The 12,764-nt window shown below is 64.1% G+C and carries 9 protein-coding genes; 3 read left to right on the top strand and 6 right to left on the bottom strand.

Annotated features, from left to right (window positions below; genetic code table 11):
- The first annotated feature begins 12 nt into the window (after positions 1-12).
- Positions 13-360: a YgiW/YdeI family stress tolerance OB fold protein gene (locus ACTYOL_RS26190; RefSeq protein WP_054891196.1), complete on the top strand. Its 348-nt coding sequence runs from the start codon at positions 13-15 to the stop codon at positions 358-360.
- 48 nt (positions 361-408) lie between these two features.
- Here ACTYOL_RS26190 and ACTYOL_RS26185 read toward each other — a convergent pair whose 3' ends face one another.
- Positions 409-1,653 carry an MFS transporter gene (locus tag ACTYOL_RS26185; protein WP_197890402.1) on the bottom strand — a complete coding sequence of 415 codons (1,245 nt, stop codon included), beginning with the start codon at positions 1,651-1,653 and terminating at the stop codon, positions 409-411.
- A 107-nt stretch (positions 1,654-1,760) separates the two neighbouring features.
- Here ACTYOL_RS26185 and ACTYOL_RS26180 point away from each other — a divergent pair, with 107 nt between their 5' ends.
- Together ACTYOL_RS26180 and ACTYOL_RS26175 are read left to right on the top strand one after the other, a co-directional pair.
- Positions 1,761-2,666: a LysR family transcriptional regulator gene (locus ACTYOL_RS26180; protein WP_153773304.1), complete on the top strand. Its 906-nt coding sequence runs from the start codon at positions 1,761-1,763 to the stop codon at positions 2,664-2,666.
- A 52-nt stretch (positions 2,667-2,718) separates the two neighbouring features.
- Complete coding sequence (locus tag ACTYOL_RS26175) at positions 2,719-3,492, top strand: ParA family protein (protein ID WP_054891199.1); 774 nt, start codon at positions 2,719-2,721, stop codon at positions 3,490-3,492.
- Here ACTYOL_RS26175 and trxC read toward each other — a convergent pair.
- The 5 genes from trxC to betA form a co-directional block, all read right to left on the bottom strand.
- Complete coding sequence (trxC, locus tag ACTYOL_RS26170) at positions 3,489-3,923, bottom strand: thioredoxin TrxC (protein WP_063541589.1); 435 nt, start codon at positions 3,921-3,923, stop codon at positions 3,489-3,491. The genes ACTYOL_RS26175 and trxC overlap by 4 nt on opposite strands.
- 142 nt (positions 3,924-4,065) lie before the next feature.
- Positions 4,066-5,526, bottom strand: a complete 1,461-nt coding sequence (gene selO, locus ACTYOL_RS26165) for a protein adenylyltransferase SelO (protein ID WP_444757313.1) — start codon at positions 5,524-5,526, stop codon at positions 4,066-4,068.
- Between the two features lie 163 nt (positions 5,527-5,689).
- A complete protein-coding gene (mscK, locus tag ACTYOL_RS26160; RefSeq protein WP_197890398.1) occupies positions 5,690-8,995 on the bottom strand; it encodes a mechanosensitive channel MscK in 3,306 nt (1,101 codons plus the stop codon).
- Positions 8,996-9,029: 34 nt separating this feature from the next.
- Positions 9,030-10,772: a potassium/proton antiporter gene (locus tag ACTYOL_RS26155; protein WP_153773307.1), complete on the bottom strand. Its 1,743-nt coding sequence runs from the start codon at positions 10,770-10,772 to the stop codon at positions 9,030-9,032.
- 255 nt (positions 10,773-11,027) lie between these two features.
- Positions 11,028-12,725 carry a choline dehydrogenase gene (betA, locus tag ACTYOL_RS26150; protein WP_153773308.1) on the bottom strand — a complete coding sequence of 566 codons (1,698 nt, stop codon included), beginning with the start codon at positions 12,723-12,725 and terminating at the stop codon, positions 11,028-11,030.
- Between the last annotated feature and the right edge of the window lie 39 nt (positions 12,726-12,764).

The raw sequence follows: 12,764 nt of genomic DNA, 5'->3' as shown, positions 1-12,764 counted from the left end.
AGGACCTGCATCATGAAAGCCCGTTACCTGCCCCTGATCCTCGCCCCACTGTTCAGCACCGCCGCTCTCGCTGCCGGCTACACAGGCCCGGGCGCCCAGCCGGTGACCACCGTCGCTGCCGCCAAGGAGGCCGCCGATGACACCCCGGTAGTGCTGCAAGGCTATGTGACCAAGAAGATCAACAACGACGACAAGTACGAGTTCAAGGACAACACCGGCACCATCACCGTCGAGATCGACAACGAAGACCTGCCGGTAACCCCGTTCAACGACAAGACCAAGGTCAAGCTGACCGGCGAGGTGGAGAAACACCTGATGAGTCGTGAAGTGGATGTGGATATCGTCGAGATCGTCAACTGACGAACACCGTTTCGCGGTGGTTCTGCGCCCCGAACCGCCGCGAATGCCTCACACCGATTTAGGTGCCAGCTTGCTCAGGTGCAGCGCCACCAGCAACGCCACCGCCAGCAGGCCGCCGATGAACAGGCCGATGCCGTTCCAACCGGCGTAATGCCAGAACACCCCGCCCGCCGTCCCGGCGACACTCGATCCCGCGTAGTAGCAGAACAGGTACAGTGAAGAGGCCTGCCCCTTGGCCTTGAGCGCGCGTCGACCAATCCAGCTGCTGGCCACCGAGTGGGCACCGAAGAAGCCGAAGGTGAACACCAGCATCCCGACGATCACCACTGGCAATGGGGTGAACAGGGTCATCAGCATGCCAGCGGCCATCACCAGGATGCTCGCCCAGAATACCCTGCGACGCCCCAGCCGGTCGGCCAGCGCGCCGACCTGTGCCGAACTGTAGATGCCTGACAGGTACACCACCGACAGCAAGCCGACCAGCGCCTGGTTCATGTGGTAGGGCTCGGCCAGCAGGCGATAGCCGATGTAGTTGAACAAGGTGACGAAGGCGCCCATCAGCAGGAAAGCTTCGAGGAACAGCCAGGGCAGGCCGGCATCCTTGAAGTGCATGAGGAAGCCATCGAGCAGATTGCGCGGCTTCAGCGACTGCGCGCGGAAGTTGCGCGATTCCGGCAGCACCTTCCAGAACACTACCGCGGCCAGCAGCGCCAGGCCGCCGATCACCAGCATCGCGGTGTGCCAACTGACGAAGTCGATCAGCACCCCGGTGATCAGCCGCCCGCTCATCCCGCCGATCGCATTGCCACCGATGTACAGGCCCATCGCCAGGCCAATGTGCTGCGGGTGGATTTCTTCGCTCAGGTAGGTCATGGCCACCGCCGCCAGGCCGCTCAGCGACAGGCCGACCAGTGCGCGGGTGGCAAGCACGCCTTCCCAGGTCGGCATCACTGCGCTGGCCAGTGTCGCCAGCGCAGCGCACACCAGGGCTGAGACCATCACCGGTTTGCGCCCGATCCGATCGGAAATGGGCCCGGTCACCAGCAGCCCGAACGCCAGCATGGCGGTGGACACCGACAGCACCAGGCTGCTCTGCGCAGCGTTGATCGAAAACTCTTGCGACAGCAGCGGCATCATCGGTTGCACGCAGTAGAGCAGGGCGAACGTGGCGAAACCGCCGCTGAACAGCGCCAGTACGGTTTTCATGAAGGCTGGGGTGCCTTTTTCGATCCACAAGTCGTTCAGGGGAGGCACTTCGGGTTCGGCGGGAAGGGGGGCTACAGCAGTTTTCACGGGTGATACCTCTGGCGCAATGAAAAAAGCATATAGCTGGCTAATGATTAGATCCAATATATTGTTCGACCTATTTGATAGCTTTAGCGACTTGTTCGGAGCCGATCATGGAACTGCGTCACCTGCGTTACTTCATCGCCGTCGCCGAAGAACTGCACTTCGGCCGTGCCGCCCAGCAACTGGGCATCTCCCAGCCGCCCTTGAGCCAGCAGATCCAGGCACTGGAACAGGAACTGGGGGCGCGTCTGTTCGAGCGCACCAATCGTCGGGTCGAGCTGAGCGAAGCCGGACGACTGTTCCTCGAGGAGGCGCGCCAGGTGCTGGCGCAAGTCGACAAGGCGGCCGACGTGGCACGTCGCGCACAGTTGGGCGAGCTGGGCGAGATGAAGATCGGTTTCACCTCGTCGGCGCCCTTCACCTCGAGGATTCCCCAGGCGATCCACGCCTTCCGCCGGCGCTTCCCGGCAGTGCACCTGCACCTCAAGGAGATGAGCAGCCGTGAAGTGGTCGATGCTGTGTTCGACGAATCCATCGAGGTCGGCCTGATGCGGCCGCTACCGGTGCCGGAAGGGTTGGCGGTCACCGAGTTGTTTCGCGAGCCGTTGGTCGTGGTGCTCAATGCCTCTCATCCGCTGGCGCTGGGCGGCGAGCAGGGCCTGTATATGCGGGACTTGGCCCACGAGCCGTTCGTATTCTTCCCACGCAGCTACGGCAGCGGTCTGTATGCGCAACTGATGGACCTGGCACGCCAGGCAGGCTTCAGCCCGCATTTCGCCCAGGAAGCCGGTGAGGCGCTGACCATCATCGGGTTGGTCTCGGCGGGCCTTGGGGTTTCGGTGTTGCCCGCGTCGTTCCAGCGCATCCGCATCGACGGCGTGGTGTACCGCACGCTGCTCGACGAGCAGGCGACCAGTGCGGTCTGGCTGGTGCGTCGCGAGGGCGCGGGCTCGGCGATGGCCCGGGCGTTCGTCGACCTGCTGGCGGGCCTGGAAAAGCCCGAAGGTGCTGGCTAAACCGCTGCGCCGGACACATACTCGGGCATTCCCTGATACACGGAGGTCAGTCATGCGGCGCGTGGTGTTCAATCAGAAAGGTGGCGTGGGCAAGTCGAGCATCGCCTGCAACCTGGCGGCGGTCAGTGCCAACGAAGGCTACCGGACCCTGTTGATCGACCTGGATGCCCAGGCCAACTCGACCCAGTACCTGACTGGGTTGACGGGTGACGACATCCCCATGGGTATTGCCGATTTCTTCAAGCAGAGCCTGTCCAGCGGGCCGTTCAGCAAGAAGAACAAGGTCGATATCTATGAAACGCCCTTTGACAACCTGCACGTGGTCACCGCCACCGCCGAGCTGGCCGACCTGCAGCCCAAGCTCGAGGCCAAGCACAAGATCAACAAACTACGTAAATTGCTCGATGAGCTGGACGAGGATTACGAGCGGATCTACATCGATACCCCGCCAGCGTTGAACTTCTATGCGGTTTCCGCGTTGATCGCCGCAGATCGTGTGCTGATTCCCTTCGATTGCGACAGCTTCTCGCGCCAGGCCCTGTACGGCCTGCTGGCCGAGATCGAGGAACTCAAGGACGACCACAACGAAGACCTCCAGGTAGAGGGCATCGTGGTCAACCAGTTCCAGTCACGGGCCAGCCTGCCTCAGCAGATGCTCGACGAGCTGCTCGCCGAGGGCCTGCCGGTGCTGCCGGTGTACCTGGGCAGCTCGGTGAAGATGCGCGAATCCCACCACGCCAGCCTGCCGCTGATCCACCTGGAGCCGAGGCACAAGCTGACGCAGCAGTTCGTCGAGTTGCACTCGCTGCTCGAAGAAAACGCTTAGATCCCTTGGCTGCGCACCCATTCCAGTAACGACTGGAGTGGAAACGCCCCTGCCTGGCGGCTGACTTCGCGGCCGTTCCTGAACAGGATCAGGCTAGGGATCGAACGGATGCCCAGTTGCCCGGCGAGGTTGCGGTTGGCCTCGCTGTCGAGCTTGGCCAGCCGGCAGCGGCCGCTGAGCTGGCGGGCCGCTTGTTCGAAGGTCGGTGCAAAGCTCTTGCACGGGCCGCACCAGTCGGCCCAGACGTCCACCAGCAAAGGCAGGTCGCCCTTTATCTGGCTGGCGTAGGTGCTTTCGCTGAGCTCGAAGGGCTTGTCGAGCAATACCGCCTGCTTGCAGCGCCCGCATTTCGGGCTGTCGCCCAGGCGTTCGCTGGGCAGGCGGTTGAGGCCGTTGCAGTGCGGGCAGGGGATTACCAGAGGGTCGGACATGTTTTCTCCGCTATAGCGTTCATATATGGCCTGTAGGCGGGCTTGCCAGGGCGCCGAACCGCCGCGAAGCCAGGGGCGCGGTGAGTGGCACCGGCTTTGCCGGTGTTCGCGGGCAAGCCCGCTCCCACAGGTCAGTCGTAGTTCAGGAAGAACAGCTGATTTCCAGATGCTTGCCCCACTCTGGTGGTCGCTCGGCATAGGCTTGCATCCCCGGCTGCTCCTCGAATGGCTTGCACAGCACCTGGTGCAGCCGTCGCACTTCACTGTAGTCCCCACCTTCGGCCGCTTCGATGGCGCGCTGCGCCAGGTAGTTGCGCAGGATGTACAGCGGGTTGACCGCATGCATGCGCTCGCGCCGACCTTCGGCGTTACCCGCTTCGCGCTGGCAGCGTGCGAGGTAGTCGGCACCCCAGGCGTCGAAGCCGGCGAGATCGATGAAGTCGTCGCGAACCACGTTCAGTGCCTGCTCCACTGGCTGCTCGCCAAGCCGGCGGAAGAACAGGGTGTAGTCCACGCCGCCACTCTGCATGCGCTGCAGCAGGCGTTCGACCAGGGCCATGTCGTCGTCCTCGGCGGTCGTCAGGCCGAGCCGACGGCGCATCAGGTCCAGGTAATGGGCCTGGTACAGCGGCAGGAACAGGCCGAGCGTCTCCTTCAATGCCTCCACTTCGATCACCGTGGTCAGGGCCTGGGCCAGGGCGCTCAGGTTCCAGTGGGCGATCGGCACCTGGTTGGCGTAGCTGTAGCGGCCGCGATCGTCGGAGTGGTTGCAGATGAAGTTGGCGTCGAAGTCGTCGAGGAAGGCGTAGGGACCGAAATCGAAGGTGATGCCCAGGATCGACATATTGTCGGTGTTCATCACCCCGTGGCAGAAACCATAGGCCTGCCAGCGTGCGATCAGCTCGGCGTTGCGCTCGACGATGCTGCGGAACATCGCCAGGTACGGCTGCTCGGCGTCGCGGCATTCGGGGTAGTGCTGATCGAGCACGTGATCGATCAGCACGCGTTGTTGCTCGGGCTGCTGGGTGTAGTAGAAATATTCGAAATGACCGAAGCGCACATGGCTCTGCGCCAGTCGCAGCAGCATGGCCGCGCTTTCGCGGGTCTCGCGCCACACCGGGGTGCTCGAGCCGACCACGCATAGCGCCCGGCTGCTGGGAATGCCCAGGGCGTGCAGCGCTTCCGAGGCGAGGAACTCACGGATCGACGAACGCAGCACCGCGCGGCCGTCGCCCATGCGCGAGTACGGGGTCTGGCCGGCGCCCTTGAGGTGCAGGTCCCAGTGCTCGCCCGCGTCGTTCAATACCTCGCCCAGCAACAGGCCGCGGCCGTCACCCAGGCGCGGGTTGTACGAACCGAACTGATGGCCGGAATAGACCATCGCCCGTGGATCGGCTTCTTCCCAGAGCTTGTGGCCGCTGAACAGCTCGGCGAACACGGGCTCATCGGCCTGGGCTGGGTCGAGGTCGAGCAGGGCCATGGCCGATTTGCTGGCGACCACCAGGCGCGGCTCGGCAATCGGCTCGGGCAGCACCTGGGTGGAGTAGGTGTCGCCGAGTTGGGCGAAGCGGTTATCGAAAGTGAGTTGGTCGAGGGCTTTCACGTGGCCGGCTCCTGGCTATCGGTGACAGGGGGCCGCCTTGCGGCCCTGCGCGGGGCAAAGCCCGCACCTACAGAACTCGGTTTCCTGTGGGAACGGGCTTTTCCTGCGATCAAGGGCAAAGCCCTAGCAGGCATTCTGGGCGCTTGCACCCATCAGCGTCCACTCAGCTCGGTGGCGTGCTGTCGGGTTTGCTCTCCAGCGGGATCATCTGCTGCTTGCCGCCCTTGGTGTCCATCAGGAACACCTCCACCTGGCGCACCGAGATCTTGATGTCGTGGGCCTTGAACTCACGGTTGATGTAGCGGTTGATCTCGTCCAGCGTCGGGTTGCGGTCGCCCAGGTCACGCACGTGCATGCGCAGCTCGTGATCCAGCGAGCTTTCGCCGAACTGCAGGAAATACACGATCGGCTCAGGGTCCTTGAGCACACGTGGGTTTTCGTGGGCACCCTTGAGCAGCAGGTCGCGCACCAGGTCCAGGTCGGAGCCGTAGTCGATGCCCAGCTTGAGCGTCACTCGGGTAACCGTGTCGGTCAACGACCAGTTGATCAACTGGCCGGTGATGAACGTCTTGTTGGGGACGATGATGTCCTTGCGGTCGAAGTCGGTGATGGTCGTGGCGCGAATGCGGATCTTGCTCACCGTGCCGGACAGATTGCCGATGGTGATGGTGTCGCCGATCCGCACCGGGCGCTCGAACAGGATCATGATGCCGGAGATGAAGTTGGCGAAGATCTCCTGCATGCCGAAGCCCAGGCCCAGAGACAGGGCGGCGACCAGCCACTGCAGCTTGTCCCAGCTCACCCCGAGGGTGGCCAGGGTGCTGACGATGCCCACCCCGACGATCACGTAGGACAGCAGCGTGGTGATCGCGTAGGCGCTGCCCTGGGCCAGGCTCAGGCGCGACAGCACCAGCACTTCCAACAGGCCCGGCAGGTTGCTGGCCAGGGCGATGGTGATGCCGGCGATGACCAGCGCACCGAGCAGGTCGCCGAGGCTGATCGGAACCATGCTGGCCGCCGCGCCGGTGCCGCTGGCGTATTCGTACAGGGTGACGTTGTTGAGGTAGGAGAACACGGTTATCAGATCCGACCATACCCAGTACAAGCCACCGATGAAGCCACCGAGCAGGGCCAGGCGGATCAGGCGCAGGGACTGCTGGTTGACCTGCTCGATGTCCAGGGTCGGTTCCTCGATGATGACTTCGCCGTCCAGCCCTTCCTTGGCAGCCGCGCGCTTGCTCAACGCGCGCTGGTAGGCCAGGCGTCGCGCCGCCACCGACAGGCCACGGACGAACGCCGCCTCGATCACCAGCCAGAACAGCAGCAGGTAGAGGGTATAGATCAGGCGGTCGGTGAGTTTCAGTGCGGTGTAGTAGTAGCCGAAGCACACCGCGACGAACAGTGCGATCGGCAGCGCGGTGAACGCTACCCCGACCGCCTTGCGGAACAGCGACGTGTCGCGGTGCGCCGGACTGCTCAGCAGCAGGCGGCTGAGCAGCCAGGCCATCAGCGCATAGCACGCCAGCACCACGCCGATGCCCAGCACGTCGTCGGCCAGCGCCGAAGGCTGGTGCTCGGCCACCGCGACCACACCCACCAGGGCCAGCACCACCGTGCCGAGCCTGCGTACCCAACCGCGCAGGAACTCCACCTGCGGCTTGTGCCAGCGGAAGTGCACCTCGGCCACGCCGCCGGGGGCCAGCACGCGGTAGGCGGTGTAGAACACCAGCCAGGCCTGGGCCAATTGCCACAGCGCAGCGCCGAGGTTGGCGTTCTGGCCGCGGGCGTCGATCTGCAAGGCATAGCTGCACAGCGCCAGGCCCAGGCTTACCGGCATGGCCAGGAGGATGTTGATGAGGATCGCTTGTGGCGTGTGCCACTGGCTGTCGCGACGGAAGTGGCCGATGTCCTGGTGCACCTTGCCCAGACGCTGGTACAGGTACTTGCGCCGCCACAGCAGCGCGCCGATCACCAGCAGCAGCGGCAGGAACAGCAGCGGGCGCTGGCTCAGGCCGTCGGCCAGTTCCTTGATGCCCGAGCCCCAGGGCAGGCTGGCGACCTGGTCGGCGAAGCGCTCGGGCACATAGCGCAGCCAGTCCCAGTCCAGCGGCTTGTTGCTGGGGATCCAGAACATCTGCTCATCGAGGGTGGTGCGCAGGTTCTGCGCGGTGCCCAGCAGTTGCTTCTGGTTGAGCTGCAGGGTGATGGACTCATTGAGCAATGCCGAAAGCTCGCGGTTCAGGCGCTCGAGCAGGTCGCTGCGGGTGATGGCGACCTCCAGCAGCGCCTTGCGCAGTTGCGGGGTAACATCCTGCTCAGGCTGGGTGGACAGCAGCTTGTCGACGTAGCTGACCGGGCTGCTCATCTGCTCGCGCTGCTGGTTGACCTCGAACTGGTACAGGCGGATATCGGCGATCTGGTCGGCCAGGTCGCGGTCCACCTTCAGGTGCGGCAGCGCCTGTTTCTGCTTGTAGAGGATCTTCGACAGCAGCAGGCTGCCCTTGAGCACGTTGATCTGCTCGTCCAGCGCCTGGTCGGCCTGGGTCAGGGTGTCGAGCTGCTGCTTGGTCTGCAGGTTCTGCTGGGTGAGTTCGTTGAGGCGGTCGGTGCTGCGCAGCAGGTAGTCGGAGAGCTTGAGGTTGGCGGCGCTCTCGTTGGCCAGCAGGGTGCTGCCGCCGGCTTTCTGCGCTTCGATCGACTGCTGGGTGACGGTCTGTTGCGACTGTGCCAGGCGCTTCTCGTTGATCAGTGTCTGCAGGTCCTGGATCTCTTGCTCCAGGCGTGCGGCACGCTCGATCAGCAGGTCGTGACGGGCATTGCCCAGGTCCTGCAGCAGGCTGTTGCCGGCCAGCTCCTGGCGGCGCAGCAGGGTGAGGGCGTTGAGCGAGGCCAGCTCGGCGTTGAGCTGGTTGCGCTGGTCGGCGGAAATCGCCTTGCCGTTGTCCTTGCCCGATTTCAGCGCGTTGTTGATCTGCTGGGCGCGGGTCTGGTTGTTGCTGATCTCGGCCTGGGCACGTTCGGGGCGGGTCTGGGAGTTGATGATCAGGCTGTTGGCTTCGGACAGCGCCTTTTGCAGCTCGCCCTGCTGGGTGCTGCGCTCGCTGAGCATCTGCTCGAGCTGCGGTACGCTGAGGCTGGCATAGCGCTGGGCCACGGGCGTGACCTTGCTGTCCTTGAGTTTGGCCAGTTCGCGCTGGCTGTCGCGGGTTTCCTGAGGGGCACCGGCCAACTGCTGCTTGAGGTCGGCGAGTTTCTTCTCGCTATCCTCTTTGCTGGCGATCAGCGCGAGCGTCTGCTCCAGCACCTGCTGGAGCGCCTTCTGCTCGGGTTCCGGCAGCTTGCGCTCGGCAATCTTGTCCAGGCTGTTCTGAATACCGGGAGCGGCCGGCACCTCGGCCGCCACAGCGGCGAACGACAGGGAAAGGCACAGCCCGAGGAGGGCTGCGCGGGCATACACGCGCAGGGACATAGGCAGACTACTTGCGAGAGGGCACTAACGGAGTTTAGAGGAACAGCCCCGGGCCGGGCCGGGTTCCTTCGGGGAATCTGACGCCCACTTTCTGGATCTTGTTCCCGTCCATGGTCGCGACCGTCCAGATCGTGCTGTGCCATTCGACCTGGTCGCCTACGACTGGAGCGCCTCCGACCTTCTGTCGGATGAACTGCGCCAACGGCATTTTCGCATCCAGGCCGTCGAGTTTCAGGCCATAAAGCGCTGCCACGGCGCCGAGTTCGGCATCGCCTTCGAGGACGAAGTCGCCGAAGAAGCGCAGGTCCAGGCCGCGCTGTGGCGCCTGGCTGAACAGTTTGCCCAGGGCGGGCAGGTTGTGCTCGTGGCCGATTACGCAAAGCATGTCGCCGACCTCCAGCACGGTACTGCCCGAGGGGTGCAGCAATTGCTCGCCACGGAACAGCGCGGCGATACGCGTGCCCTCGGGCATCTTCAGCTCGCGCAGGGCTGCGCCGATGCACCATTTTTCCGCGCCCAGGCGGTAGACGAACAGCTCCCATTCGCTGGTGATATGCACCTCAAGCGCCGAGCGCGAGATCGGCGCTGGATCTGGCGGCACCGTGACCTTCAGCAGCTTGGCCATCCACGGCAGGCTGGTGCCTTGCACCAGCAGTGACACCAGCACGATGAAGAACGCCAGGTTGAAGAACAGCTGCGCATCCGGCAGGCCCGCCATCAGCGGGAACACCGCAAGAATGATCGGTACCGCGCCGCGCAGGCCAACCCAGGAAATGAAGCCCTTTTCGCGGCCGTGGAAAGCCTTGAACGGCAGCAGTGCGGCCAGCACCGACAGTGGGCGGGCGAAGAGGATCATCCACAGCGCCAGGCCCAGCGCGGGCAGGGCGATGGGCAGCAGGTCGTGCGGGGTGACCAGCAGCCCCAGCACCAGGAACATGCCGATCTGCGCCAGCCAGGCCATGCCGTCGAGCATGTGCAGGATGCCGTGGCGGCTGCGGATCGGCTTGTTGCCCAGCACCAGGCCGCACAGGTAGACGGCAAGGAAGCCGCTGCCGTGCAGGGCGTTGGTCAGCGAGAACACCGCCAGGCCGCCGGCGACCACCAGGATCGGGTACAAGCCGCCGGCCAGGTTGATGCGGTTGACCAGTTGCAGCATCAGCCAGCCGCCGCCCAGGCCCAGCAGGCCGCCGATGCCGAACTCGCGCAGCAGGTGGGTCAGCAGGCTCCAGTGCAGGCCGGTCTGACCGCTGGCGATCATGTCGATCAGGGTGACGGTGAGAAATACCGCCATCGGGTCGTTGCTGCCCGACTCGATCTCGAGCGTTGCCGTGACCCGTTCGTTCAGGCCTTTGCCACCGAGCAGCGAGAACACCGCCGCGGCGTCGGTAGAGCCGACGATGGCGCCGATCAGCAGGCCCTGGATCAGGCTCAGGTCGAACAGCCAGGCAGCGACCATGCCGGTAAGGCCGGTGGTGATGAGCACGCCCACCGTGGCCAGCGACAAGGCCGGCCACAGTGCCACGCGGAAACTCGCCACCCGCGTGCGCAGGCCGCCGTCGAGCAGAATCACGGCCAGCGCGAGGTTGCCCACCAGGTAGGCGGTCGGGTAGTTGTTGAAAATGATGCCGCCACCATCGACACCGGCGACCATGCCGACCGCGAGGATGATGACCAGGATAGGGATGCCCAGACGCGACGACAGAGAGCTGACCAGGATACTTGCGCCCACCAGCAGTGCGCCGATCAGGAACAGGCTGTTGATGGTGCTGGCATCCAAAGGCAGGTACTCCGGGATATCGCAGAAAGATGACTTGACTGGCAAGTCGCGTGCCAATCGATTCTAACCTGATGAATTGCCAGCATGTAAAGCGTTTCTGCAGATGTACAAAAGGCACCGCGGTGGGTGCCTTTTGTTGTGTTGCCTATGCGGGCCCTTTCGCGGGCAAGCCCGCTCCCACAGGTACTGCACAGTTTTCATAATCTGTGCGAACCCTGTGGGAGCGGCTTTAGCCGCGAAGGGGCCGGTGCAGGATTACGCCTGCTTCACCTCACGCATCGGCTTGCCCTTCACCGGCGCACCGTTGGCCTTGTAGTACTTAGCCGTGCTGCGTGGCAGTGGCTTGCGTCCACGGATCTTGTCGGAGATTTTCTCGGCGATCATGATCGTGGTGGCGTTGAGGTTGCCGGTAATGATAATCGGCATGATCGACGCATCGACAACGCGCAAGCCTTCCATGCCATGCACGCGGCCTTCGCCATCGACCACCGCCATGTCGTCGGTGCCCATCTTGCACGAGCAGGACGGGTGGAACGCGGTTTCGGCGTGCTCGCGGATGAATTTGTCCAGCTCTTCATCGGTCTGCACGTGCGCGCCCGGGCTGATTTCGCGACCGCGATACGGGTCCAGCGCCGGCTGGGCCATGATCTCGCGGGTCAGGCGGATGCCGTCGCGGAACTCTTGCCAGTCCTGTTCGGTGGCCATGTAGTTGAACAGGATGCTCGGGTGCTGGCGCGGATCCTTGGACTTGGCCTGGATGCGGCCACGGCTTGGCGAACGCATCGAACCCATGTGCGCCTGGAAGCCGTGTTCCTTCACGCCGTTGGAGCCGTTGTAATTGATCGCCACCGGCAGGAAGTGGTACTGGATGTTCGGCCATTCGAACTCAGGACGGGTGCGGATGAAACCACCGGCCTCGAACTGGTTGCTGGCGCCGATGCCGGTGCCGTTGAACAGCCACTCGGCACCGATGGCCGGCTGGTTCCACCACAGCAGTGATGGGTACAGCGACACCGGCTGGGTGCAGGCGTACTGCAGATACAGTTCCAGGTGGTCCTGCAGGTTCTCGCCGACGCCCGGCAGGTCGTGGACCACCGGAATGTCGAGGCTCTCCAGCAGGGCGCGCGGGCCGACACCGGAGCGCTGCAGCAACTGCGGCGAAGCGATGGCGCCGGAGCTGACGATGACTTCCTTGCGGGCACGGGCTTCGACGCGCTCTTCGCTGTCACCGACCAGATAGGTCACACCCACGGCGCGCTTGCCTTCGAAGAGTACGCGATCGCTCAGGGCGTGGGTGACGATGGTCAGGTTAGGGCGCTTCTTGGCCTGGTCCAGGTAGCCACGGGCGGTGCTGGAGCGACGACCGTTCTTGGTCACCGAACGGTCCATCGGACCGAAGCCTTCCTGCTGGTAGCCGTTGAGGTCTTCGGTGCGTGGGTAACCGGCCTGTACACCGGCTTCGACCATGGCATGGAACAGTGGGTTGTTGCCAGCTTTTGGCGTGGCAACGCTGACCGGGCCGTCGCCGCCGTGGTAGTCGTTCGGGCCGATGTCGCGGGTTTCGGCCTTGCGGAAGTACGGAAGGCAGTCGAGGTAGGTCCAGTCTTCCAGGCCTGGCAGTTCAGCCCAGCCGTCGAAGTCCATGGCGTTACCACGGATGTAGCACATGCCGTTGATCAGCGAGGAGCCACCCAGGCCCTTGCCGCGGCCACATTCCATGCGGCGGCCATCCATGTGTGGCTCAGGGTCGGTCTCGTAGGCCCAGTTGTAGCGGCGGCCTTGCAGCGGGAAGGCCAGGGCGGCCGGCATCTGGGTGCGGAAATCGAAGCGGTAGTCGGGGCCGCCGGCTTCCAGCAGCAGCACCGAGACGTTGGCGTCTTCGGTCAGGCGGGTGGCCAGGGTGTTACCGGCCGAACCGGCACCGACGATGATGTAATCGAATTCTTGGGACATGCAAAGTACCCTCGTTGGCAGTGTTCAGGGAGCGGGAGC

This window comes from Pseudomonas sp. A014 (genome assembly GCF_052378495.1).
Taxonomy (GTDB): domain Bacteria; phylum Pseudomonadota; class Gammaproteobacteria; order Pseudomonadales; family Pseudomonadaceae; genus Aquipseudomonas; species Aquipseudomonas machongensis.
Note: the sequence above shows the minus strand (reverse complement) of the source record. Positions and strands in the feature narration are given on the sequence as shown.